This is a genomic window from Streptomonospora sediminis, from assembly GCF_054778995.1.
This window is the reverse complement of record NZ_BAAGYZ010000029.1, coordinates 37,842-61,236: the sequence shown is the minus strand read 5'-3', so window position 1 is coordinate 61,236 and position 23,395 is coordinate 37,842. Positions and strand designations below refer to the sequence as shown.

Here is a 23,395-nt window from a genome sequence, read left to right as displayed (position 1 = left end):
GTGCAGTGCGCCCTGATTCTGGAGTTGAGACCTGATGCCTGCGTGGATCTCGGACGTGCCGTGGTGGGCAATCGCCACGGCCGCAGTGGTTCTGGTGGTGGTCGTCATCGCCGGGCTGCGCGCCCTGCTCTCCCGCCAGCAGCGCCCCCGCACCACCGGTTCCGGCCTGCACACGGGCTACCTCGTGGCCACCGCCCTCATCGCCGCGGCCGCGCTGCTGCTGATCATGGTCGCGTTCACCATGAGCTATGCCGCGCTGTACGAGTCGGCGACCTGGCTGGAGCGCACCCAGCTCACCGCGATCAACGGCGGCGACCTGCGGTTCCTGTTCCCGCTGGGCATCGACGCCGTCATCGTCTACTTCCTGGCGATGGACCTGGTCATGGAGTGGCAGGGGCGCCGCCACCCGCTGAACCGGTGGTCGGCCTACGGGCTCTCGGCGATCACCATCGTGCTCAACGTCTCCCAGGGCGAAGGCACCACCTCGTCCTACCTGGGCCACGCCGGCCCGCCGGTGGTCATCATCCTCATCGCCGAGGGCGTGGCCGCCTGGGTGCGCCACCTGGCCGGACTGGCGCACGGCGGCGCCGCCGACCGCATCCCGGCCGGGCGGTGGATCGCCCACCCGCTGTCGACACTGAAGGTCGCCCGGCTGATGCTGGGCTCGGGCATCATGTCCTACCCCGACGCGCTGGAACGCGAGCAGCAGCGGCAGTTGGCGTACGCGATGCTGCGCGAGCAGTACGCGAACCGGTGGCGGAAGGCCACCCCGCGGCATCTCAAGTGGATGCTCGACAACGGCTACGACCTGCCCGCCGCGTTCCAGATCATCCGGGCGATGACCGCCTCGCGGGTGGCCATGACCGCCGACGAGGCGCGCGTCCTGCTGGGGCTGCCGCCCAACCCGCCGGCGCCGGCGGGCCCTGCGGCGGGGGCCGGGCAGGCGGAGTGGACGGCCGTGGCCATTCCCGGCGCCGACGAGGGTCCGAACGGGCACGGCACGGCGGCCGATGGCGGCGGCAGCAGCAGCCGGAGCGGCGCGAACGGCGAACCCGACGCGGCGGCGACCGCCGACGCCCCGGACTCCGCGGCGGACCGGGGCGGCGACGCCTCCGGCGCCGCTGACGCGGACGGCCTGCGCGCCGGGTCCACCGACGACCGCGCCGAACGCGGCCACACCCCGGTGTTCCAGGCGCCCGGACCGGCGTCGGAGTTCCACGCCGAAGACGACCCGGAACCGACGGCACCGGAAATCCCGGAGGCCCCGGCCGCCGGGGCGGCCGGCGGATCCGCACCCGCCGAGTCCCCCGAGCGGCCCGGCGAGCCGGACCCGGCGCCTGCGTCGGCAACCGGCCCCGCGCCCACCGCCCGGCCCGAATCCGGTCCGGCCCCGACCGCCCCGTTGGAGACCGGCGCCGAAACGCGCCCCGAGCCCGAAGCGGTATCGGTACCCGGGTCCGACGCCGATCCGGACTTTCAACCGGAACCGGAACCGGATCCGGAGGCGGCGGAAGCCGCCGCCGACCCGCCCCCGCGGCGCAATGCGCGTTCGCTGCCCCGGCCCAGTGCGCAGGAGAGACGCCAGCGGGTTCGCCAGCTGGTGGACACCATCCCCGACATCACCGACGAGGAGATCGCCGGGCAGATCGGCGTCGCCCCACGCACTGCGCGGCGGTACCGCAACGAGATCCTCAACGCCGCCTCCAGCGGGGACGTCCGCATCGAGGAGTCCGAGGACGGCCAACCCCGGCTGGTGAGCACCTCCTACGGGGAGTAGGCGCCGTACCGGGTGCCCCCGGTGCGCGCATGGCGGGTCCGCGCGGGCGGACCTGCGCCGGAGTGGCGTATGCCGCACTCGAACCGGCAAATCGACAGAGCGACCCGGCCGTGGCGATGCAACCGCGCCGCGCACAGGCGGCGCACGCCGGAACCCACCCCTTCAGCTAAGTATCTCTAATCCCGGAGTTAAGGAGAATGAAGTAGACCTAACGACCGCGGCGGCGATATCCATTGAGCCATGAGCCTCGAACCCAGGCACCACCGCGCTGCCGGAACCGCCGCGGCATTCCGCGGCACCGCAGCGGTCCCGACTCCCGAACCCGCACCGCGCCCCGCGATCAACTGGCGGCTGAAGTTCCTGCTGCTGGCGCTGGTCTGGGGCAGCAGCTTCATGTTCATCGGTATCGCCGGCGAATACCTCGCGCCGATCCAGATCACGCTCGGCCGGATGCTCACCGGCCTGCTCCCGCTCGCCGCGTTCCTGCTCATGCGCAAGGGCAGCCTGCCGCGCGGCCCGCGGATGTGGTTCCACCTTTCGGTCACCGCGTTCCTGCTGAACGTGGTGCCGTTCACCCTGTTCGGCTACGCCGGCCAGCTCATTCCCTCGGCGCTGAACGGTATCTGCAACGCCGCCACACCGCTCTTCGGCCTCCTATTTGCGCTCCTGCTGCTCCGCGACGAGCGCCCGACGCGCACCCGCCTGGCCGGACTGGTCGTCGGGTTCGCGGGCGTGCTGGTGGTCTTCGGGGTGTGGACCGGGTTCGCCGGAGCGGGTGCGGCGGGAATGCTGATGGCCCTCGGCGCGACCGTCTGCTACGGCATCGGAACGCCGTACCTGCGGCGCTTCGTGGCGGGCAACGGCCACTCGTCGGTGGAGCTGGCCACCGCGCAGCTCCTCACCGGAACCGTGCAGATCGCGCTCGCCGCCCTGCTGTTCACCGACGCGCCCGGGGCGCTGCCGCTGCCGGTCCTCGCCGCGGTCACCAGCCTGGGCGCGCTGGGCACCGGGCTCGCCTACGTGCTGCAGTACGCCGTCATCCGCGAGGCCGGGGCCACGGTGGCCACCACGGTGACCTACCTGGCGCCGGTCGTGGCCATGGGCGCCGGCGTGCTGCTGCTCGGCGAGCAGCTGGCCTGGAACGAGCCGCTGGGCGCGCTGATCATCATCGTCGGCGCCGCACTGGCCCAGTACCGGCGCCGCACCACCGCCCCGCCACCCGGCGCCGCGCAACCGGAGAAGGCACCGGCGCCGGCGGCACCTGCGGCACCGGGCGCCGGGCGCTGACGGCGGCGGGCCGCGCGCGGCAGGTGCCGAGCAGGCGCGCCCGGCACCTGCGTCAGGGTGGATCGCCCGTGTTCTGCCGGACCAGCTCCCGCGTGCGGCGCAGCAGCGCCTCGCGCACGTCGTCGGTCGACAGCACACGCAGCGGAACCGCCAGACCCAGGAGGTACCCGGCGAGCCCGTCGGCGTGCGGACCGCCGATCTCGACGACGGTGGCCCCGGGGCCGTCGGCCCGGTGGGTGCCCACGGTCGGCGGGATCAGCCGCAGCGCCCGGTCCTGCGGCACCGGCAGGCGCACCGTCGCATACACCGGGTAGGTTCCGCTCGACCTGGCACGGGAGACCAGCAGCGCCGGATCCGGCGGGTCGGCGGATTCCACCGGGCGGCCGGTCGGCTCGACCCGCTCGACCCGGTCGGCGCGGAACGTCCGCCACTCGTCGCGCGCAACGTCGCGGGCGACGAAGTACCAGCGCCGCGCGGTGCGCACCAGGCGGTACGGGTCGACGTCGCGGCTGGTGGCCTGCTGTTTCCGGTCGCGGTAGGCCAGGCGGGCGCGCTCGCCCCGGCGGCACACGCCGGCCAGTTCCAGCAGCAGGCCGGGGGCCATGCGCCGCTCACCCGCGCCGGAAGCACCGTCCCCGGGGACGTGCACGAACGCGGAATCCATCGCATCCAGCCGGTCGGCGACCGGCGGCGGCAGGACCTGGCGCAGTTTCAGCAGCGCCGAAACCCCGGCCTGATCACTGCCGAGAACCCCGCCCGCGGCGTCGCCGCGCAGTGCCACGGCCACGGCGAGCGCCTCTTCGTCATCCAGGACCAGCGGCGGGACCCGGGTGCCGCCACTCAGGCTGTAGCCGCCCCAGGGGCCGGGGTCGGACTCGACCGCGTACCCCAGTTCCCGGAGCCGGGCGATATCGCGCCGGACCGTGCGCTCGGTGACCTCCATGCGCCCGGCCAGCTCACCGCAGGTCCATGACGGCCGCGCGCCCAGCAGCGCGACCAGTCGCAGCAGGCGGGCCGATGTGCTCATCATTTGTTGATTCTCCGGCACGACCAGGACAGAAACCGTCCGGGTCGGCTCGTAACGTCGCCGCCATGACGAACGGAACCGAAGGAACCCGGACCGGAACCGAAGCCCGGACCGCGGCCGGCGCCGCGCCCGCGATCCGCTACGCCGCAGTCACGTTCGACTGCGCCGACCCCGCGGAGCTGGCGCGCTTCTACGGCGAAGCGCTCGGCCTGCCCACCGTCTTCTCCAGCGACCACTTCGTGCTGCTCGGCCAGGAGGGCTCGGCCGGGCTGGGGTTCAACCGCCTGGACGACCACCGCCGCCCGACCTGGCCCGAACCCGGCCTGCCGAAGCAGGCCCACCTGGAACTGAGCGTCGACGACCTGGACGCCGCCCAGGCCAGGATGCTGGAGCTGGGTGCCGCCGAGCCCGCGGTGCAGCCCGACCCCGACCGGTGGCGGGTGCTGCTGGACCCGGCGGGCCACCCGTTCTGCATCACCGTGCTGGCCTGAGCGGCACCGGCTCTCCGGCGGGGCCGGTCCCGCCGGAGAGCCGGTCTCAGGCCGCCGGCACCGTCGCCAGCAGGGCGCGCGTCTCGGCGACGACGCGGTCCTGGAACTTTGGGTCCTGCACCTGTGCCGAGCCGCGCATCGGCCGGCCCTCCTCGTCGAAGTAGCCGCCGGTCGTGTCCGACCCGTTCAGCACGGCGTCCGTGACGACCTGCGCGGCGCGTTGCGGGGTGCTCCAGAACCTGATGTACGGGGCGAGCGCCGCCAGGACGTACTTCGACAGCAGGCGCACGGCGAGGTTCGCGTCGCGCGAGAGGCCGGTGGCCGGGCTGTAGCCGGGTTCGACGGCGTTGAAACGCAGCCGCGGGGTCTCGCGCGCGAACGCCAGCACCGTCGCGAGGTTGCACTGTTTGGAGGTCGCGTAGGCGTCGGCGCCGGACATGGCCGAGCCGCCGGCCGCCCACTCGCCGCGCGCGCTCGCCGCGGCGGAAATGTATCGGGCGCCCCGGAATCCAGCGGTCACGGCGGGTTTGCGCTCGGGGTCCTCGACGGCGGAGCAGAGGAACACCACGTTGGCGCCGTCGGGCAGGTGCGGCAGGAGTTCCTCGGTGAACACGAACGGTCCGAGGTGGTTGGTGGCGAACGCCGTGTCCAGGCCCTGGGCGTTCTGCGTGGGGGAAGTCGGCATGACGCCCGCGTTGTTGACCAGGCCCGCGAGCGGCAGGCCGAGTGCGGTGATCTCGGCGGCCGCGCGCCGTACGCTCGCGAGATCCGACATGTCGCCCACGACCGGCACCGCACGCCGGCCCGCGCCTTCGATCGTCTGCTGCACCCGGTTGAGCTTTTCCCGGTTGCGGCCGACCAGGACGACCGTGCCGTGCTTCGCCAATTCCAGAGCCGTGCGGTAGCCGATGCCCGATGTCGGGCCGGTGATGATGTACGCCTTGCGCTCGTCCTGACTCGGGTGCGCCATGAGTGCTCCTTTATTGCCTGTCTAGTCAGTCATGAATTGCCAAAAAACAACCACCGCCGCTCGCCTGCCAAAGCTCAGCAGCCCAGCATCCGACACAGGGCACCGAGCCCGGCCTCGCGGTGTTCGGCGGCATTGCCGGGGTCCTTGATCATGAAGTCCATCGTCGTTTCGGCCAGCGAGTTCATCAGCTCGCTGACGAAATCCATCGGCACGTCCCGCATCGGCCCGCCGGCGCGCACCCGCTGCAGGATGCCCGCGATTTCCGACATCGCCTGATGCGCGGCGGCGCGGGTGTCCGCAGTGATGTCGTCGGAGACGTCCAGCAGGGCGAGTGCCCGCCGCTCGCGGGGGTTGGCGGTCGCCCACTGCATCCAGTTCGACCACATGAGGCCAAGCTGCTCGCGCGGCGGGGCATCGGCGGCGAACCCGGCCTGCGAGGCGGTGGCCATCCCGGTTTTCAGCTCCAGGTAGAGCTGGTTGAAGAGTTCGGACTTGGTGGCGAAGTAGGTGAACAGCGAGCCGTTCGAGATGCCCGCTTCCTTGGCGATGACCGCCGTTGGCGCACTGAGGCCCTGCGCGACGATGACGCGGGTGGCCGCTGCCATCAGCGCGTCCCGCTTGTCCTTGCTCTTCGGTCGGGCCATGGACCAAGCGTATGAATGAGTGCCCAGTCAGTCAAATAGTCCGAGGGCGGTACTTCCCCCGCACTGCACGCTTCCGCACCCCGCGCACCCGCCCCGCGGTGCTGCGGCGGGGCGGGTGCGCGGTTGTGCGGCGGGCTTCGGGTTCCCCGTTACTCGCCGGGCTGCCAACCCTCCACGTAGGAGCGGATGAACGCGATGACACCGGTGATACCGGCCGCCGCGTACACCACCGGGCCGACCGTCTCGGCCGCCGCGGTCACCAGGCCCGCGGAACCCGCGACCAGGCCGGCGGCCTGGACCGCGACCAGCGCCCCTCCGCCGAGCAGGAACGCCGCAAGTCCGACGCGGAAAACGTAGTCGAGTGCTCTGGTCATGGGCACACCTTTCGGATTCGTCGGGTGGGGGCCGCGCTCAAACCGGCACCGGCAGGAAGCCGATCGCGACCAGCGTGGTGATAAGCAGCGTCGGAACCACGTACCAGAGCAGCAGCGGCACAAAGGTCCGGGTCGGGTCGACACCGGCGATCCCGCTCGCGATGTAGATCGGCGCCGCGCCGGGCGGCGAGGCGCCCTCGGTCGAGGCGAACATCAGCACGGCCACCGCCGCGAGCGTCGGCGAGATCCCGGCACTGACCAGCGCGGTGAAAGCGACCGAACCCACCGCGACCATGGTCGCCGTCGAGGTCAGCGGGGCCGCGGCGGCGAGCACGATGACGCCCACGATCAGCGTCAGCACGAACGCGGGCGCGTCGATCCGGGACAGCTGGGTCGTCAGCTCCTCGCCCATGCCCAGTTCACCGAGGATGGTCGAGGCCGCGAAGGCGAAGAACAGCACGGCCCCGACGACCCCGTACTTGGGCCCGGCGTCGCCGAGCATCCGCCACCAGCCGCCCGCATTGCGCGGCAGCTTCTTGCGGCCCACGATCAGCGCCACCGCGATCACCAGCACCGGAATCCAGGTGATGATGCTGACGGCGTCCGCCGCACCGTCGCCGGCGTAGGCGTCCACCCAGGTGGCGACCGCGCCCGTGGTCAGCACCACTGGAACCGCGATTCCCAGAAAGATCAGCAGCGAGTGCCAGCCCTCGGAGAACGTGCGGCCCAGCGGCCGGATGTGTTCGGCGTCGACCGGGCCGATCTTGTAGCGGCGCACCAGCACCCAGGTCAGCACCAGCCGGTACAGCAGCAGCCACGCCCCGCCCGCGAACAGCGACAGGAACAGCGCCTCGGCCGAGATGAGCTGGCTGACCGCGCCCAGCCCGGTCAGGATGAACAGCGACGAGCTGGGCGGGAACGCGATCCCCAGGCCCGCGTTGCCTGCGACGACGGTGGCGGCCAGCCGCGGCTGGATGTTCGCGCGCATCATCCAGGGGATGGTGATGGAGCCGACCGCCGCCGCGTTGCCGGACCCCGAACCGGAGATCGTGCCGAACATCGCCGAGGCGACCGTCGACACATAGGCCGGGCCGCCGCGCCGCTTGCCGAGCACCGAGTTGAGCATATCGACCAGGCGATCCACCAGCCCGGTCCGGCTAAGCAGGAAGCCCATGAACACGAACGCGGAGGCGGCGAAGACGACCTCCTCGGTGGCCGCGGCCTTGATACCGGCCCACATCAGGGCGGGGGCCTGGGCACCGCCGAACAGGGCGACGACGATGAAACCGAGGATCATCGCCTCGCCGATGCCGCGCTTGACCACGACGTTCCACAGGATGATGACGCTGATGTAGGCGACGAACGCCCAGAGACCGAGCATGTCCCTACCTTCCTTCGCGCAACGGGCGGCGGCTCGGCCGGGGGGTCGGGCACGGCCTGCGCGAAGGGCCGGACGGCCCGCCGGAGCGGTCGGCCCGGCAGCGCCGGGGCTGTGACGGGAACGGGCGCGGGGGTGGTGGCTGCGGCATTGGTGACTCCTTGTCGCCGGGCCGGGGGATCGGGGACGCGCGGTCCCCGGGGATGGCGGGCGCGGGCGGCACCCGCGCATGGGCCCGCCCCTACTCGGGGGTGGGGCCGAGGTGATCGGCGAGCGCGATGGTGCGCAGCGCCGAGTCGACGACGGGTGCGTCGATGAACCGCCCGTCGGCGAGTGCGAGGGCTCCGGCTCCGTCGGCCGCGCCGGTTTCAGCGGCGGCGGCGATCTCGCGTGCCCGTTCGACCTCGGTCGCGGTAGGCGTGAACGCGCTGCGGATGACCGGGATCTGGCGGGGATGGATGGCGGTGCGCCCGAACATGCCCAGGTCGCGTCCCTCCCGGCAGGAGGCGCGCAGCCCTTCGGTGTCGGTGACATCGATGTAGGCGGACATCGCGGGCGCCGGCAGGCCCGCCGCGGCGGCGGCCACCACGGCCGCGGACCGCAGCCACGTGTAGGCGGCGTCGCCACGCAGGCCCAACTGGGCGGCGAGGTCGGCCTCGCCCAGCGCCAGCGCGCGGGTGCGCGGGTGCGCGGCGATGTCGGCGGCGTGCTGCATGCCCAGCGCCGATTCCAGCAGGCAGTGCACCTCGGTGCCGGGGTGCAGCCGCTGCGCGGCAAGGTCGACGTCGGCTGCCCCTTCGACCTTGGGCACGCGCACCGCATCGGGCACGGCGGCGCCGGGGTGGGCGGGTCCGGTGCCGACGGGGCGGGCGGGGCCGGTCAGCTCCGCCAGTACCTCCAGGTCGCGGGCGCCGTGCTCGCTCCGCGGCGGGTTGATGCGCACGTGCACCTGCGGCGAACCCGGCTCCGGTGCCCCCCGGTCCGCGAGGAAGCCGCGCACGTTGCGCCGCGCCGCGTCCTTGGAGCCGGCGAGCACGGCGTCCTCCAGGTCCAGGATGACGGCGCCGGCGCCGCTGGCCAGGGCCTTGGCGAACCGGTCCGGGCGGTCGCCGGGCACGTAGAGCCAGGTGACCACGGGTGCCTGCACGGTACTCACGCGATCACCCCCGACTCGCGCAGCCGCGCGAGGTCGGCGGGGGTGTAGCCGAGCCCGCCGAGGACCTCGTCGCTGTGCGCGCCCAGCGGCGGGCCGGCCCAGCGGATCTCGCCGGGGGTTTCCGACAACCGGAACGGCACGTTCTGCATGGCGACCTCACCGAGTTCGCCGTCGGGCAGCCGCACGATGGAGCCGAGCGCGGCGTACTGCGGGTCGTTGGCGATGTCGCGCACGTCGTAGACCGGCGCGACGGCGGCCTGCGCCTCCTCGAACGCCGCGACCACTTCGTCGGCGTCGCGTTCGGCGATCCACGCGCCCACCGCGGCGTCGAGCTCGTCGGCGTGCTCGGCGCGGCTGCGGCCGGTGGCGAACCAGGGTTCGTCGATGAACTCGGGGCGCCCGACCAGGCGCATCACCCGCTCCGCGATGCTCTGGGCGCTGGTGGAGATCGCCAGCCACCGGCCGTCGCGGGTGCGGTAGGTGTTGCGCGGCGAGTTGCTGGTGGAGCGGTTGCCCACCCGCTGCGGGACCGTGCCCAGCGCGTGGAACGCCGTGATCTGCGGGCCGAGGACGGTGAGGATGGGTTCGATGATCGCCAGGTCCACCACCTGGCCGCGGCCGGTCTGCTCGCGGGCCTGGATGGCGACCATCACCGCGTAGGAGACCGCGAGGGCGGCGATGCCGTCGGCCAGCGCCAGCGGCGGCAGGGTCGGCGGGCCGTCGGGCTCGCCGGTCATCGACGCGAAGCCGCTCATGGCCTCGGCGAGCGTACCGAACCCGGGCTGGCCGGACATCGGGCCGTCCTGCCCGAACCCGGTGACCCGGGCGATCACCAGCCGGGGGTTGATCTCCCAGAGGCGTTCCGGCGACAGGTTCCACCGCTCCAGCGTGCCCGGGCGGAAGTTCTCGATCAGCACGTCGGCCTCAGCCAGCAGCCGCAGCGCGACCTCCTGGCCTTCGGGAGTGGAGAAGTCGATCGCGGTCACGCGCTTGTTGCGGGACAGCAGCTTCCACCAGAGGCCGACACCGTCCTTGGCCTGGCCGTGCCCGCGCGAGGGGTCGCCGCGCTGCGGGTGCTCGACCTTGACGACATCGGCGCCGAAGTCACCGAGGTAGGTGGCCGCCATCGGCCCGGCGAACAGCGTCGCGGCGTCGACGACCCGGATGTTTCCCAGGGGTTTCATGGGCTGCATCTTATAAAATATGAGATATAGGTCAATAGCCGGTGTGATGCGCGGCTCGGGGGCGCGGGGCGCGCAGCGGGCCGCCGATCCGCCGGACGCGCCGTAGACTGGCGCCGTCGGCATCGGCCGGGAAGTTGGGGCGGGTACCGGGACCGGTACGGGAATCCGCACGGGCGCCGGGCGCCCGAGCCGTCCGGAGGACCGGTCGGATCCGGGTCGGGAACCGGGCGGAGATTGGCCGGACGTCGGTCGGGAACCGGTCGGGAACCGACCGAGGACCGGTCGGGGACCAGTCAGGGATCGCGCAGGGAGGAGACGGCCTTTTGGCTCGCGGCAGGACCGGCGGCCCGGCGCGGGAAACCACCAGCCGCCCGCCGGGCAGCAAGGCCGACTACGTCCACGAGGCGCTGCGCCAGGAGATCCTCACCGGTGCGCTGTCACCGGGAAGCGCCATCGGCCAGGAGGAGATCGCCGCCCGCCTCGGTGTCTCGATCACACCGGTCCGCGAGGCGCTGCGGCGCCTGGAGAGCGACGGCCTGATCTCCTACCGCGCCCACCACGGCGCGACCGTCTCCGAACTCGGCGCCGAGGCCGCCGAGGAGCTGTACCTGCTGCGCGCGGCCGTCGAAGGGCTGACCGCCAGACTGGCGGCCACCCGCATCACCGCCGAGCAGCTCGAATCGCTGCGCGAAATCCACGAACGGATGCTGTCCGCCGACCCCCACAGCCTCGCCCAGGACAGCAGGCTCTTCCACCAGACCATCGCCGACATCGGCGGCCCGGCGTTCCTCGCCTCGCACGTGCGGTCCATCCGGCAGAACAACCCGGTACCGCTGTCGGTGTCACTCTGGAACGACCCGGCCAACGCGCAGGTCTTCCTGGACGCCCACGCCCGCCTGCTCGACGCCCTCGCAAACGGCGACGCCGAGGCGGCCGAACACATCATGGCCGAGCACATCCAGGCCAGCGCCGTAGCCCGCACCACGGGAAACCCCGACCCGGACACCGACGGCGCCGGCAGCACCGGCACCCCAACCGAGCCGCAACGCCCGGCACCCACTGCCGACGTGTAAACCCTGGAGCCTGCCGATGTGCGATGGGGCTGCCCGGTGCTTGCTGGTGAACATCGGCCGGCAGCGGCGGGGCAGGGCCGATGCCGTGTGTTGGCGAGATCAGGACCGCGGTGCGGGAAAGGCGTGTCGCCGCCCCGAGGCCGCCAGGGTGAGTGCCGTAACAGACAGCGCAATCATGCTCACCGGTAGGGCGGTGGCTCCGACATTGTCCACCAGCAGCGCTCCGATGGCCCCTCCGCCGAATATGGCGAGGTTGAAGACTGTGGTGAGCATGGAGTTCGCCACGTCCATGCGTGCTTGGGCGGCGTCAGCCATGGCCGTCTGGAGCTGGGTGGCCGCCCCGCCGAACGCGATGCCCCAGATCAACAGCGCGAACGTTGTGGACGGAATGGTTCCCGGGAGGGCCAAGAGTACGAGTCCGACGACGATGAACAGGCTCGTACTGACCAAGACGAGGCGGCGTAGAGCACGGTCGATAAGAGCTCCGGTGATCCAGATGCCGAACAGGGCCGCGATGCCGAAGATGAACAACGCCACGTCTGGCCGCATGCCCACCCCGGAGCCCTCCAGATACGGGGCGATGTAGGTGTAGAGGAAGTTGTGCGCCAGCATCCAGGTAAAGACGACTCCGAGGATTACGGCGACCCCTGGGATCGCTATCACCTTGTGCGGGGCCATGCGCTGTGAGGTCTTGCTGCCTGAGGCGTTCGGAACGCTGATGACCACCAGGACGAGCACGATCACGGTGAACGCGGAGATGACGATGAACGCCCAGCGCCATCCCACCGCAGAGCCGAGCCAGGTTCCCAGAGGCGTGCCAATGGACAGGGCGACCGGTGTGCCTGTCATAGCGATGGCCAAGGCTCGGCCGGCTGCCTTCGGATCCGCGATACGACGGGCGTATCCAGCGAGCATGCCCCACAGCAGACCGGAGAACGCCCCGGCGATGAACCGGGCGATCAGGGCCACTGCCAGGGAAGGGGCCATGGCGGTGAGCGTGTTGGCCGCCAAGAATCCTGCGAGCCCGATGACGAGCAACGGCTTCCGTGAAACTCCCTGGGTGACGACGATGGCCGGTATCGCCGCAAGCACGGTCCCCAAGGCGTAGACGGAGACGAGCTGACCGGCGGAACCTGCTGAGACCCGGAAGGTATCCACAAACTGCGGCAGCAGACCCGCAGGGAGAGTTTCGGTCATGATCACGATGAACCCGGTCATGGCCATGAGGGTGAGGGCCAAGACCGGGAGACGGGGCGGCGGAGCTCCATCGGCGGATGACACGGTGGGAACCGGGGTGGACACAGGCGCTCCTTCCAAATATGGATCGTTCGATCTGATATTGAAGCAGCAGCCTCCGTGCGTCAAACTGGATCGAGCGATCCGAAAGGAGTCCTATGTCACCGGCAGGCAGGCCCCGCATCTTCGATGAGGAAGCAGTCCTGAACAGGGCCATGGAGGTGTTCTGGGAGCAGGGATACGAGGCGGCGACCCTCTCGCAACTCAAAGACGCCACCGGCCTGTCTTCGGCCAGCCTGTACGGGGCCTTCGGCTCCAAGGCCGGGCTGTTCGCTCGTGCTGTGCAGCACTACGTCCAAGGTCCGGGGCAGGTCACGGAAGTGGCGGGCGACGCTGAACTGCCGGCAGCCGAAGCTCTGGCTCAGATGCTTCATGCTTCGATCAGCATGCAGGCTGACCCCGCTCACCCGATCGGGTGCCTGGTCGCCTTGTCGGCGGTGGTGGGGGCCGAAACCCATGACGGAAAGACCGCTCGGGAAGCCGTCATGGCCCGCCGGCGGGATGACCGCGAACGCATCACCGCATGTGTCCGCCGGGGCATCTCAGATGGCAGCATCCTCCCCGAAGCCGGCGTGCTCGCTTCCGCTGCGCTCATTCACACGTTCCTGCTCGGCCTCTCCACTCAGTTGCGCGACGGCGTTGACACCGATCAGCTACACGCGGCGGCAGACTCCCTGGTTGACCAACTCAGGCCGAGCAGTCCTCCGCCGGAATCACCCACGACTGGTTCCACCGCGGCGTAGCGGCATCAGAGACAAGTTCTTGCGGTCGGGCGGGCCGCCGCCCGCCATCGACAAGTCCGCCGCTCGATACACGCGAGCGGATTCTTGCGGCTGCTGCTGCGATCATCGCCGAATACGCCATCACGGCGCGGCTGACCGTGCGGGTGGTGGCTGCCCGTGCCGGTGTGAGCATCGGGTCCATGCGCCTACGACTTCCAGCGGGCCTTCCCTGGGATCGATGCGCTCGCGGCGGCGGAAGAGGAAGCCCTTCAGGTGGCGGTATCCGCGGTCCTTCGGGTTGAGGGCAACGAAGCGTGAGCCGTGCCCGTGCCAGGGATCGTCATTCGGGTTGAGCCCGACGCGGCGTCATGGTGTGACGTGGTCGGCCTGGTCCCTTACAGGAGAAAGGCTCCGACATGACCGACCCTGCCGGGCTCACCCACCTCACCGACACCGACTATGCGCGCGCGGAACAGATGCTCGCGCCGTACCGCGACCGACTTGTCCCGCAGGCCGCGGTGGTACCGCAGTGGTCCGATGACGGTGCCCGGTTCCGGTACCGCTCCGGGACGCGGCACATCCTGGTCGACCCGGCGGCGGGCACCAGGCGCGACGCGTTCGACCACGAGCGGCTCGCCGCAGCGCTGTCGCAGGCGTCCGGGCGCGCGGCTGAGGCCGACGACCTGCCGCTCACCTCCGTGGAGTTCGAGGTCCCCGACCGGGATCCCGAAGTGATCCGTTTCTCGGCTTTCGGCGCGCGGTGGGAGTGGTCGGACCGCACCGGGAACTGCACGCAGGTAGCGGACGGCCCACCGGTGGGGCCGGGGGAGATCGTCTCGCCCGACCGGGCGTGGGTGGCGTTCCGGCGGGAAGGCAACGTGTGGGTGCGCAGCCGGGACGGGCAGCAGGAGTTCGCGCTCACCGACGACGCCGAGCCGCACTGGGACTACGGCGGGTTCACCGATGCGGCCACGAAGGTCAAGCTGCCCCTGCTGGGACTGGATTCCGTGCTGGTGGCGGCCTGGTCGCCCGACTCCACCCGGCTGGTCACCCACCGGATCGACCAGCGCGAACTGCCCGAGCAGATCCTGGTGGAGGCCGCCCCGTCCGGCGGCGGGCGGCCGGTGGCACACCGTATCCGCTACCCGATGCCCGGCGACGAAGCCCAGGCGACGGTGACGTGGCACATCCTCGATATCCGTACCGGGCGGCACGTAGCCGCGGCCGGCGAGCCGGAGGTATTGACCTCGCCCTACGCTCTGGACCGGCGGTGGTGGTCGGGCGAGAAGGGGGACGCCATCCACGTCCTGCACCAGTCCCGGGACGGGCGCACCCTCAAACTGCGCCGCCTCGACCCGGACACCGGTGCGATGACGACGCTGATCACCGAGACCGGCCGGACCCGGGTGGACCCCGCGCCGTACCTGCACGCCCCGCCCGCGGTGCGCATCCTGGACTCGGGGGAGATCCTGTGGTGGTCCCAGCGCGACGGCTGGGGCCACCTGTACCGCTACTCCTCCGACGGCGAACTGCTCGGACAGGTCACCGGGGGGCAGTGGTTGGTCCGCCGGGTCCTGCGCGTCGACGAGGAGCGCGGCCAGGTGTGGTTCCTGGCCGGCGGGCTGAACGAGGACCCCTACGTCCGCCAGATCTGCCGGGTGGACCTCGACGGCGGGGGTTTCGTGCGGATCACCGACGACGACCTCGACCACGACGCGGTCGGCCCGCCCCGCGGCGACTACATCTTCGACAGCGCTGCGACCGTCGCCCGCCCGCCCCGTACGAGGGTGCTCGGCGACGACGGCCAGGTGCTGGTCGAACTCGAGGCTCCGAACGCGACCGCGCTGGAGGCGGCCGACTGGAGCCCGCCCGAGCGGTTCCGGACGACGGCGGCGGACGGGCACACCCCGATCTACGGGCTGCTGTGGCGCCCGCACGGCTTCGACCCGGCGCGGCGCTACCCCGTCATCGACCACACCTACCCCGGCCCCAACATCAACCGGGCCTCACCGGCGTTCAACGACATGTTCACCGGGGAGCCCGAGGCGCTGGCCGCGCTCGGGTTCGCCGTCGTCGCGCTCGACGGCCGGGGCACCCCGATGCGCAGCAAGGCGTTCCTCGACCACTCCTACGGCGATCTGGGCATGGCCGCAGCGCTGGACGACCACATCGCCGCCATCCGCGAGCTCGGACGCCGCCATCCGTGGCTCGACACCGACCGGGTGGGGATCACCGGCCACTCCGGTGGCGGGTTCTTCACGGCCCGGGCCCTGCTGACCCGCCCCGGGTTCTACTCGGTGGGGGTCGCGCAGGCCGGCCCCCACGACTTCTCGATCTACCTGCCGTTCTGGGTCGAGCACTACCACGGAGAGATCACCGAGGAGAACCGCCGAGCGCTGATCAACACGCCGCACGCCGGCAACCTGCGCGGCAAGCTGCTGCTGATCGACGGCGAGCTCGACGACAACGTGCTGCCCTACCAGAGCATGCGCCTGGTCGACGCGCTCATCGACGCTGATGCCGACGTCGACATGCTCGTCGTCCCGGGCGTCGAGCACGGTTTCCAGGGCAGGCACCACTACGTCACGCGGCGCACCTGGGACTACCTCGTACGGCACCTGCACGGCACCGAGCCACCGACCTACCGGCTCGCACCGTTCCCCCCGATGCCCATCTGGGCCGTCCAGCCATCCGGCTAACCCTTGAGCAGCCGGCCGCGGTGGTTGATCGACTCCGGCCGTGCCATTCGGCGAGGCCCCTGACCGCAGGCGCTCCGCGCGCCCGCGGTCAGGGGCCGGGCGTCATGTCACAACGCCTCCGAGGAGCGCCCACCCAGGTGCTTGGCCAGGAAGCTCTCCAGCCTCCTGTACAGCTCGATTTTGCTCTCGGAGTTGATGAACCCGTGCCCCTCGGTCTCGTTGAGCAGGTACTCGACCTCGCGGCCGCGGTCGCGCAGGGCCTCGGCGACGCGATCGGAGTTGCGCCGGTGCACGCGGACGTCGTTGGTGCCGTGGATCAGCAGCACCGGGGCGGTGATGTCCTCGACCCGGCTGATCGGGGAGCGGGCGAGCATGTCCGCCCTCTGCTCGGGGATCCCGGGGTCGCCGATATGGCGGAGGTAGCTGTTCTCGACGGCACGGCGGGCGAAGGGGACCACCCCTTCGACAATGTCGACGAGGTCGGACATGCCCGTGTAGCTGATCGCCGCGGCGAACCGGTCGGGGGTGAAGGCGGCTCCGACCAGCGCGGCATAGCCGCCGTAGGAGCAACCGTAGATCCCGACCCGGTCCGGGTCGGTCAGGCCCCGGTCGATCGCCCAGTCGAGGGCGTCGATCAGATCGTCGTGCATGCGTCCGGCGAACTCGCCGATCCCCGCATCGACGTGGGCCTTCCCGTAGCCGGTGGAGCCGCGGAAGTTGACCTGGAGCACCGCGTACCCCCGGTTGGCGAGCAGCTGCACCTCCGGGTCGTAGCACCAGCTGTCGCGGTACCAGGGACCGCCGTGTACGAGCAGCACCGTCGGCAGGTTCCGCGGTTCGATGCCGACCGGAAGGGTGAGGTGGCTGGGCAGGGACAGACCGTCGCGGGCGGTGAGAGTCACGGGGGTGACCGGGGCCAGTTGCTCGGGGTCGAGATGCGGGAATGGGCGGAACAGGCGACGCGCCTTTCCGGAGGCGTGGTCGTAGAACCAGGTGACGCCCGGGTCGCGGTCGTGCGTGAACTCCACGACCCAGCGCTGTCCCGCCGTATCGGTGGAGACGTGTGAGAGGTCGCCGTCCGAGAGCTCGCTCAGGTGGGGCAGGATCTCGGCGAAGTGCGGATCAAGTGCGTGGATGACCTGGCGGTCGCCGAGGTACCGGACACCGAGCAGGTCGCCGGTGCCCGGATGCAGGATGAGCGACGAGGCGAACCGCGGGTCCACCTCCGGCCGGGGAGTGTCCAGATCGAACACCGGATGGCTGTCGACCTCCGTCTCCTCCCCGGTCTCCAGGTCGAGGCGCACCACCCGGGTGAGGTCCGAGCCGCGCGCGGACCCGATCCACAGCCCCCTGCCGTCCGCGGTGGGGATCGCGGGGTGGACACCGTAGAGGATGTCGGACCGGGGGAAGCGGGCGATCGTTCGCGTCTCGCCGCCGGTCCGCTCGGACAGCACGTGCTCGCCGCCCTCCTCGATCGTGAAGGCCAGCACCCGCCCCGCGACGCGCATCCAGCCGACCACGTCGCCGGAGTTCTCGGCGATGGGCGTGAGCTCCCCGCTCAGGAGGTCGAGCTCGAAGAAGTCGATCAGGTCGGCACGGCGCTTGTTGAGCTGCACGAACGCCGTTCCGGGCCGGTCCGGCGACAGCTGCGCGCTCATGAGGCGCACGCCCTCGTACGGGGTCAGGTCGACCGCGGGCTGTTCGGGCCGCGCCGGGTCGACGCGATGGAGATGCCAGTTCTCATCGCCGTCGGTGTCCTGCTGGAACAGGAGGTGGCGGCTGTCGGCGCTCCAGAAGAACCCGCCGATGTTGCGCCGTGTCTCGGAGGTGAGCCGCCGGGCGGCGGGGGTTGCCGAGCCGTCCTCAAGGTCGGGTGCGGACCAGTCCGAGTCGGCGTCGCGGAGGAACACGTTGAGCCGGCCGTGCCAGGGGGCGAGGTAGGCGATCCTCGTCCCGTCCGGCGAGAGCACGGCGCGGCTGCGGGTGGGCGGAGCGTAGAGATCCTCGACGGGGATCAGGGCGGGAACGGCGGTCATGGCGGCCTCCTCCTGGTCGGTGGGTGCGGAGGCCCCAGTCGACACCCTGACGCCGCGTCGGGCTCAAGTGTCGTGTGCGTCGCGCCGCTCCCGGGCGACGCGCTGCTGGAGGGTGCGTATCACGCGGTGCTGCACCGGGCGGAGGCTGCGCGCGCTGAGCTGGTCGAGCAGCGCGGAGGCGAGGGGGTCGAGGGACGGCACGGACTCCAGGGTCGTCACGAGCGGTCGGATGTGCTCGACCCAATCATCGAGCAGCGCCTCGACCTCGTGGTCCGGGGTGTCGGCATCCAGGGCGTAGAAGCGCGCGGTCAGCGCGGCGGAGGCCGCCCTGGCGTCCTCCGGAACATCGAGCAGGGCGGTCAGACTTGCCACGCCGTTCTCCCCGAACAGGTGAGCGATCAGGATGAGCTGCTCGCGCTCGTACCTGGCCATGTCCTCGGGCACGCCCGGATCGGGCGCCGCATGCCAGGCGGAGAGCTCCGGCGGCAGGTCGGGCGGGGCCCCGGTGTTGCGCAGCACGTCGATACTGGCGCGGCGGGCGGTGAGCCGCTCGATCTCGGCGGCGGCCTGGCGATCGAGCTGGTCGAGCAGCTCCTCGGCCACCGCGGGATCGTCCAGCACCTCGGGGAGGGCCGACAGCGGGACACCCAGCGCCGTCAGCCGCGTGATCCGCAAGAGGCGCACGAGGTGGCCGACGTCGTACTGCCGGTAGTCCCCTGATGTCCGCGGTGGCTCGGGCAGCAGCCCGATCTGGTGGTAGTGGCGCAGCGTGCGCACGGTGACGCCGGCCAGGGCGGCGAGTTCACTGCTGAGCATCGGGCATCTCCTTCACGTCCAGGTCGCGCAGGGCACCCATACCGATCACGGCCAGTAGCACCACGATCCACACCCCGGTGACGCCGGCCGCGGCCAGCAGTGGCGAGCCGAACTCTGCGAGCACACCTGCCAGCCCGATCCCCGCGGGCGCGGCAACCGTCAGCAGGGCCGTCTTCACGCTGAGCACCCGTCCGAGCAGAGCGCCCGGGACGTGCTGGACCTGCAGGACACCGGTGACCGCTCCGACCACGGAATTGCCGAGTCCCAGGGCTGCCGCCCCGGCGAACACTACCGCCGGGGAGTGGAGGGAGGCCATCAGCGCGAATCCCGCGGAGGTGGCGATGAACCCCGCCGCCAGCCATGTCCGCGACGGCAACCGGGCACCGACGGCGCTGTAGATCGTCGCTCCGACCAGCATTCCGGCCGCTAAGGCGGTGAGGACCAGGCCCAGCAGTTCGGGACGGGAGATGAGGTCGAAGTACACCGGCATCACCAGCCCCTGCAGTCCGCCGAGTGCGACGGCCAGACCAAGCACCAAGAAGGTCGTGCCCAGCAGGAACCGGCTTCTACCCAAGACCAGCAGGCCATCTGCGAGCTCCCGCATCACGGGCCGGCGCGCGGCGCGGGAAGAGCCGGCCTGCCCGAGGCGGCGCGGCAGCATCCGGGTCAGCACCGCTGCGAGCGCGGATGTCGCCGCCGTGATCCACAGCACGGCCATGGGGTCGACTGCGGCCAGCAGCACACCGGCGGCAGCGGGTCCGACCACCAACGCGACCGAGGTCAAGGTCTGGCGCACGCCCACCACGCGCCGCAGATCGAGACCGGCGTGCCGGGCCACCATCGGAGCGAGGACCTCGCGGGCCGTCATGCCGGGCACGTCCCCGAACGCGCCCAGGATGCCCAACACGATGAACCACACGAGGTCGAGACCCCACAGCATGTCCACGAGCGGTAGCGCCGCGATCGCCGCGGCGGAGATGGCATCCGAGACCACCGATGCCGTACGCCTGTTGATCCGGTCGATGACCACCCCGCCAAGGAGGCCGACCACGACGGAGGGGACCGCGGTCGCGGTCGCCAGGGCGGACATGCCCAGCGGGCTGCCCGTACTCTGCAAGACGATCAGCGGCAGCGCCACCGAGGCGATGCCGTTGCCGAGCAGGCTCAGCAGATGAGAGGCGTAGTAGGCAAGTGCGACGAGTGGCATGCGGCCAGCGAAAGCCCTGACGCCACGGCAGGGTCAAGCGCGCAGAGAACGGCTTGTGGCCCGGTGTTGCCCTCCCCGGGTCCCCTCCGGGGCAGGGTCGGCCCCCAGCCGCACTCCTGGTGCCGCGAAGTCGGTGGCGAGCATGCAGAAATGCCGGTCCCAGCTTTACTCGGCTTTCGTGGTTTTCGGGAGTCTGTCCAGGTGTGTCCTTGAGTGAGCGGTTTCTGGACACCAGAGCCGCCCGGCGGGCATAGAAAAGGGGAGCATCAACCAGTCCCGGCTAAAGGCTCGCTGATGCTCCCGAACCCGACGGTACCCCCATCGCTGCTGAAACTGCTGAACCACTTCTGGCCCTGCTTCACCCGCCCCACCTTCGCGGTGTTCGCCGCCCTGGTCACCGGCCTGATCGCCCACACCGGCACCCGCACGGTATGCGGCATGCTCACCGGCGCCGGCCTCGCGCGGACCTGGCCCCACGACCGCGCCCACGCCTTCTTCGCGCAACGCCGGTGGAGCCCGGACCGCCTGGGCGAGACAGCGGCCCGGCTGGTGGTGCGGACCTGCACCGCCCCCGGCGAGGCGCTGACCCTGGCGGTCGACGACACCCTCGTCAAACGCAGCGGGAGCACGGTTTCCGCACGGTTGCGCCAGCACGACGGAGCCGCACCCGGCCCCCGCAAGCTGGGCTGGGGCGTGTGCTTCGTCGTCACCGCCCTGGCCGTGCGCGCGGGCGGCCGCAACCGCGCCCTGGCACTGCCCACCCTGGCCCGCTGCTGGCGGCCCGCACCCGCCCCGGCCCCGCGGCTCTCGGCCTGCGCCCGCACCGCCTGCGCGCTCGAACGCGCCCGGCACCGCTACGACCAGGCCCGCCGCGGCCTGCACATGCGCCTGGAGGCCGAAGCCGCCCTACCCCGGGGCCACCGCCTGCCCGGAACCGACCCCAAACCCGCCCTGCACCGGCGCGTGGCCGCGCAGGAACGCGCACTCGCCGGCGCCCGCGCCGACCACGAGGCCGCGCTGGAAGGGGTGCTGGAACCCGCCGGGGACAGCCACCGGCCCACCAAGACCGAGACCGCGATCGCGCTCGGGGCCCGCCAGGCCCGCCTGTTCCCCGACCGCATGATCCACGTGGTGGCCGACGCCGCCTACCACAGTCCCGCCCTGCGGGCCTTGCCCCCCAATATGACCTGGACCTTCCGGTTGATGTCCTCGGCGGTCCTGGACGGTCCCGCCCCGCCTGCGGCTCCGGGAACCCCCACACGCCCGGGCCGGCCGGCCATCAGCGGGGCCCGGCTGGGAACGCCCGCCCACATCGCCGGCCGGGCCGCTTTCACCCCCACCCGGGTGCCCGGGCGCAGCATCGCCGCGATCGAGTGCCGGTGGGCGCGCTCGCTGGGCCGCACCCCGGTGCGGCTGCTGCTGGTGCGCCACGACGCGGGCACCCGGGCCTTGGACCTGGCGCTGTTGACCACCGATGTCACCAGCCCCGCCGAACAGGTCGTGGACCGCTACGCCGACCGGTGGCCCATCGAGACCTGTTTCCAAGACACCCGCGCCCACTTGGGGCTGGAGCAGGCCCGCAACCGCACCCGCGCCGCCGTCGAGCGCACCGTGCCGCTGCAACTGCTGTCCTACAGCCTCGTCGTGCTCTGGTACCACCGCCACGGCGACGCGGTCGCCGATGTCGCGGCCCGCCGCCGCGCCCATCCCTGGTATGCCTCCAAGACCGCTCCGGCCTTCGCGGACATGCTCGCGGCCCTGCAACGCGAGATCATCGATCATCGAATATCGGCCAGGGTGGGTGACCTGCGCGTCGTGCGGTTAATCCGCGAGATCGTCTACGACTTGCCCGCCATCGCCGCCTGAGCGGCATCCCACCGAAGCAGACATCCCACCCCAAACCACGAAAGCCGAGGGCGCCGGATCACGGCATTTCCGCATGGTCACCGGGATCACCCCCGCGGATGAGGCCGTGTCCGGGCGCGGGGTGGCGGGGGCGGGCGGGTGGGAGCGGGTGATCAGCCGGTCTTGACGGCGGTTAAGAAGGCGGTCCACTCGGCTGCGCTGAAGGAGAGATGGCCGGCGTCCGGGTACTTGGAGTCGCGAATCGCGGCACCGGTGGAGGACTCGGCGACGGCGACGCAGTTCTGGTCGTGGCCACTGTGGGTGCTGGTGTGGAAGTCGGTGGGGTGGTTGGCGACCTCGACGCAGTTTGGAGCTTGACCGCTGTGGGGGCTCTTGCGGAACGTCGTGGGGATGTGAGCGACCTCGACGCAGTTCACGCCTTGGCCGCTGTAACTGCTCTTCCGAAACCTCAGTGCTTCATCACTCATGAGATGCCCTCTAGGTAGGAGACCCGGTCCCTGATGAGTCGAGCGGACTCCGACGCGCTGATCGCTGAGCCCTGCACGTCTCCAAAAGTCACCGTATACACCTGTATCTCATCAGGAAGTTCCAGGTACAAAGCTTGGGCCAACATCTCGATGCAAACGATGGTCGGGTCAATGGGATTGGGGAAGTCCAATATGGTGAACGGTGCGGTCAGGGCTGCATGCGCACCGTTCGTGAGCGGCAAGACTTGGACGTCAATGTGTGGCATCTGCGCCATATGAAGAAGATATTCAAGCTGCCGGATCATGACGGCTGTACTTCCCACCGTGCGGTGAAGTACAGCCTCATCGATCACCGCACTCAGACGCACCGGCTCGAATCGTGTCAGGACTCCCCGCCGCTGCATGCGCGCTTCGACCCGGCGCTGTACTTCCCGTTCGTCGGTATACCGGCTACCCCTGAAGATCGCTTCCGTGTACTCGGGGATCTGCAGTAGACCAGGGAGCACCTGGGACTCATAACAACGCAACGAGGACGCTTCAGCCTCGAAGTCGGGCAAAGCTTCATTCTTGAAGACATCCTTGTACTTGGCCCACCATCCGCGGTCTTTTGCCTCACGGGCCAGTTGATGCAACGCATCACGCTTCGACTCAGCAGTGATCTTGTACAGGTCGAGCAGGGAATCCAGATCTGCAGCTTTAACAGACTGTGTCTCTGCGTTCTCGATCTTACTCAGCTTCCCTGCCGCCCACTTCATGTGCTGAACGACCTGCGGTGTAGTCAGGCCAGCCTTTTCGCGGGCATGTCTGAGCTCGGCCGACAGACGGCGACGGCGGATCGAGGGACTGTGTGGACGCTGCATCGCCATGAGTGTAGACCTAACCCCACGTATCCGGCACCTCACTCACTGGTCTTGCGAAAAGTGAG

At 70.9% G+C, this 23,395-nt stretch carries 20 protein-coding genes; 7 read left to right on the top strand and 13 right to left on the bottom strand.

Annotated features, from left to right (window positions below; genetic code table 11):
- Positions 1–34: 34 nt before the first annotated feature.
- Together ACYVD5_RS07740 and ACYVD5_RS07735 are read left to right on the top strand one after the other, a co-directional pair.
- On the top strand, positions 35–1,777 hold the full coding sequence (locus ACYVD5_RS07740; RefSeq protein ID WP_461000243.1) for a DUF2637 domain-containing protein: 1,743 nt from the start codon (positions 35–37) through the stop codon (positions 1,775–1,777).
- Between the two features lie 240 nt (positions 1,778–2,017).
- Positions 2,018–3,064, top strand: a complete 1,047-nt coding sequence (locus ACYVD5_RS07735; protein WP_461000242.1) for a DMT family transporter — start codon at positions 2,018–2,020, stop codon at positions 3,062–3,064.
- A 52-nt stretch (positions 3,065–3,116) separates the two neighbouring features.
- On the opposite strand, the gene ACYVD5_RS07730 is transcribed toward ACYVD5_RS07735, so the two are convergent.
- Positions 3,117–4,094 (bottom strand): helix-turn-helix transcriptional regulator, encoded by a 978-nt coding sequence (locus ACYVD5_RS07730; protein ID WP_461000241.1) that lies wholly within the window; start codon positions 4,092–4,094, stop codon positions 3,117–3,119.
- A gap of 62 nt (positions 4,095–4,156) precedes the next feature.
- On the opposite strand from ACYVD5_RS07730, the gene ACYVD5_RS07725 reads away from it, so the two are divergent.
- Complete coding sequence (locus ACYVD5_RS07725; RefSeq protein ID WP_461000240.1) at positions 4,157–4,582, top strand: VOC family protein; 426 nt, start codon at positions 4,157–4,159, stop codon at positions 4,580–4,582.
- A 46-nt stretch (positions 4,583–4,628) separates the two neighbouring features.
- Here the strand turns inward: ACYVD5_RS07725 and ACYVD5_RS07720 are convergent, their stop codons facing one another.
- From ACYVD5_RS07720 to ACYVD5_RS07695, 6 genes are all read right to left on the bottom strand, one after another.
- A complete protein-coding gene (locus tag ACYVD5_RS07720) occupies positions 4,629–5,552 on the bottom strand; it encodes an SDR family NAD(P)-dependent oxidoreductase (protein WP_461000239.1) in 924 nt (307 codons plus the stop codon).
- A 74-nt stretch (positions 5,553–5,626) separates the two neighbouring features.
- Entirely contained in the window at positions 5,627–6,196 is a 570-nt protein-coding gene (locus ACYVD5_RS07715; RefSeq protein ID WP_461000238.1) for a TetR/AcrR family transcriptional regulator, read from the bottom strand.
- Between the two features lie 149 nt (positions 6,197–6,345).
- Complete coding sequence (locus ACYVD5_RS07710) at positions 6,346–6,570, bottom strand: hypothetical protein (RefSeq protein ID WP_461000237.1); 225 nt, start codon at positions 6,568–6,570, stop codon at positions 6,346–6,348.
- 37 nt (positions 6,571–6,607) lie between these two features.
- On the bottom strand, positions 6,608–7,951 hold the full coding sequence (locus ACYVD5_RS07705) for a TRAP transporter large permease subunit (protein ID WP_461000236.1): 1,344 nt from the start codon (positions 7,949–7,951) through the stop codon (positions 6,608–6,610).
- Between the two features lie 238 nt (positions 7,952–8,189).
- Positions 8,190–9,104: an HpcH/HpaI aldolase/citrate lyase family protein gene (locus ACYVD5_RS07700; protein WP_461000235.1), complete on the bottom strand. Its 915-nt coding sequence runs from the start codon at positions 9,102–9,104 to the stop codon at positions 8,190–8,192.
- Positions 9,101–10,288, bottom strand: a complete 1,188-nt coding sequence (locus tag ACYVD5_RS07695) for a CaiB/BaiF CoA transferase family protein (protein ID WP_461000234.1) — start codon at positions 10,286–10,288, stop codon at positions 9,101–9,103. The genes ACYVD5_RS07700 and ACYVD5_RS07695 overlap by 4 nt, the downstream gene beginning before the upstream one ends.
- 323 nt (positions 10,289–10,611) lie before the next feature.
- Between ACYVD5_RS07695 and ACYVD5_RS07690 the strand changes: the two genes are divergently transcribed.
- Positions 10,612–11,361: a GntR family transcriptional regulator gene (locus ACYVD5_RS07690; protein ID WP_461000233.1), complete on the top strand. Its 750-nt coding sequence runs from the start codon at positions 10,612–10,614 to the stop codon at positions 11,359–11,361.
- A gap of 99 nt (positions 11,362–11,460) precedes the next feature.
- On the opposite strand, the gene ACYVD5_RS07685 is transcribed toward ACYVD5_RS07690, so the two are convergent.
- Positions 11,461–12,579 (bottom strand): MFS transporter, encoded by a 1,119-nt coding sequence (locus ACYVD5_RS07685; protein ID WP_461000232.1) that lies wholly within the window; start codon positions 12,577–12,579, stop codon positions 11,461–11,463.
- Between the two features lie 176 nt (positions 12,580–12,755).
- Here ACYVD5_RS07685 and ACYVD5_RS07680 point away from each other — a divergent pair, with 176 nt between their 5' ends.
- Both ACYVD5_RS07680 and ACYVD5_RS07675 read left to right on the top strand, forming a co-directional pair.
- Entirely contained in the window at positions 12,756–13,400 is a 645-nt protein-coding gene (locus tag ACYVD5_RS07680; protein ID WP_461000231.1) for a TetR/AcrR family transcriptional regulator, read from the top strand.
- Positions 13,401–13,795: 395 nt separating this feature from the next.
- Positions 13,796–16,078 carry a S9 family peptidase gene (locus ACYVD5_RS07675; protein WP_461000230.1) on the top strand — a complete coding sequence of 761 codons (2,283 nt, stop codon included), beginning with the start codon at positions 13,796–13,798 and terminating at the stop codon, positions 16,076–16,078.
- A gap of 107 nt (positions 16,079–16,185) precedes the next feature.
- On the opposite strand, the gene ACYVD5_RS07670 is transcribed toward ACYVD5_RS07675, so the two are convergent.
- The 3 genes from ACYVD5_RS07670 to ACYVD5_RS07660 all read right to left on the bottom strand — a co-directional run bounded on the left by ACYVD5_RS07670 (position 16,186) and on the right by ACYVD5_RS07660 (position 20,137).
- Entirely contained in the window at positions 16,186–18,114 is a 1,929-nt protein-coding gene (locus tag ACYVD5_RS07670) for a S9 family peptidase (RefSeq protein ID WP_461000229.1), read from the bottom strand.
- Positions 18,115–18,177: 63 nt separating this feature from the next.
- The gene (locus ACYVD5_RS07665; RefSeq protein WP_461000228.1) at positions 18,178–18,930 is read right to left on the bottom strand and encodes a MerR family transcriptional regulator; all 753 of its coding nucleotides are present in this window, start codon (positions 18,928–18,930) and stop codon (positions 18,178–18,180) included.
- A complete protein-coding gene (locus ACYVD5_RS07660; protein ID WP_461000227.1) occupies positions 18,917–20,137 on the bottom strand; it encodes an MFS transporter in 1,221 nt (406 codons plus the stop codon). The genes ACYVD5_RS07665 and ACYVD5_RS07660 overlap by 14 nt, the downstream gene beginning before the upstream one ends.
- 294 nt (positions 20,138–20,431) lie before the next feature.
- Between ACYVD5_RS07660 and ACYVD5_RS07655 the strand changes: the two genes are divergently transcribed.
- Positions 20,432–22,003 (top strand): IS701 family transposase, encoded by a 1,572-nt coding sequence (locus ACYVD5_RS07655; RefSeq protein ID WP_461000226.1) that lies wholly within the window; start codon positions 20,432–20,434, stop codon positions 22,001–22,003.
- Between the two features lie 152 nt (positions 22,004–22,155).
- Here the strand turns inward: ACYVD5_RS07655 and ACYVD5_RS07650 are convergent, their stop codons facing one another.
- Positions 22,156–22,470 carry a DUF397 domain-containing protein gene (locus ACYVD5_RS07650; RefSeq protein ID WP_461000225.1) on the bottom strand — a complete coding sequence of 105 codons (315 nt, stop codon included), beginning with the start codon at positions 22,468–22,470 and terminating at the stop codon, positions 22,156–22,158.
- Positions 22,467–23,330, bottom strand: coding sequence for a helix-turn-helix domain-containing protein (locus ACYVD5_RS07645; protein ID WP_461000224.1), 864 nt, complete (start codon positions 23,328–23,330; stop codon positions 22,467–22,469). The genes ACYVD5_RS07650 and ACYVD5_RS07645 overlap by 4 nt, the downstream gene beginning before the upstream one ends.
- Positions 23,331–23,395: the final 65 nt, after the last annotated feature.

Bases quoted from the DNA above. Each gene is read 5' to 3' on its own strand.
- ACYVD5_RS07740 (WP_461000243.1), top strand. From the start codon at position 35: ATGCCTGCGTGGATCTCGGACGTGCCGTGGTGGGCAATCGCCACGGCC.
- ACYVD5_RS07735 (WP_461000242.1), top strand. From the start codon at position 2,018: ATGAGCCTCGAACCCAGGCACCACCGCGCTGCCGGAACCGCCGCGGCA.
- ACYVD5_RS07730 (WP_461000241.1), bottom strand. From the start codon at position 4,094: ATGATGAGCACATCGGCCCGCCTGCTGCGACTGGTCGCGCTGCTGGGC.
- ACYVD5_RS07725 (WP_461000240.1), top strand. From the start codon at position 4,157: ATGACGAACGGAACCGAAGGAACCCGGACCGGAACCGAAGCCCGGACC.
- ACYVD5_RS07720 (WP_461000239.1), bottom strand. From the start codon at position 5,552: ATGGCGCACCCGAGTCAGGACGAGCGCAAGGCGTACATCATCACCGGC.
- ACYVD5_RS07715 (WP_461000238.1), bottom strand. From the start codon at position 6,196: ATGGCCCGACCGAAGAGCAAGGACAAGCGGGACGCGCTGATGGCAGCG.
- ACYVD5_RS07710 (WP_461000237.1), bottom strand. From the start codon at position 6,570: ATGACCAGAGCACTCGACTACGTTTTCCGCGTCGGACTTGCGGCGTTC.
- ACYVD5_RS07705 (WP_461000236.1), bottom strand. From the start codon at position 7,951: ATGCTCGGTCTCTGGGCGTTCGTCGCCTACATCAGCGTCATCATCCTG.
- ACYVD5_RS07695 (WP_461000234.1), bottom strand. From the start codon at position 10,288: ATGAAACCCCTGGGAAACATCCGGGTCGTCGACGCCGCGACGCTGTTC.
- ACYVD5_RS07685 (WP_461000232.1), bottom strand. From the start codon at position 12,579: ATGACCGGGTTCATCGTGATCATGACCGAAACTCTCCCTGCGGGTCTG.
- ACYVD5_RS07680 (WP_461000231.1), top strand. From the start codon at position 12,756: ATGTCACCGGCAGGCAGGCCCCGCATCTTCGATGAGGAAGCAGTCCTG.
- ACYVD5_RS07675 (WP_461000230.1), top strand. From the start codon at position 13,796: ATGACCGACCCTGCCGGGCTCACCCACCTCACCGACACCGACTATGCG.
- ACYVD5_RS07670 (WP_461000229.1), bottom strand. From the start codon at position 18,114: ATGACCGCCGTTCCCGCCCTGATCCCCGTCGAGGATCTCTACGCTCCG.
- ACYVD5_RS07665 (WP_461000228.1), bottom strand. From the start codon at position 18,930: ATGCTCAGCAGTGAACTCGCCGCCCTGGCCGGCGTCACCGTGCGCACG.
- ACYVD5_RS07660 (WP_461000227.1), bottom strand. From the start codon at position 20,137: ATGCCACTCGTCGCACTTGCCTACTACGCCTCTCATCTGCTGAGCCTG.
- ACYVD5_RS07655 (WP_461000226.1), top strand. From the start codon at position 20,432: ATGCTCCCGAACCCGACGGTACCCCCATCGCTGCTGAAACTGCTGAAC.
- ACYVD5_RS07650 (WP_461000225.1), bottom strand. From the start codon at position 22,470: ATGAGTGATGAAGCACTGAGGTTTCGGAAGAGCAGTTACAGCGGCCAA.
- ACYVD5_RS07645 (WP_461000224.1), bottom strand. From the start codon at position 23,330: ATGCAGCGTCCACACAGTCCCTCGATCCGCCGTCGCCGTCTGTCGGCC.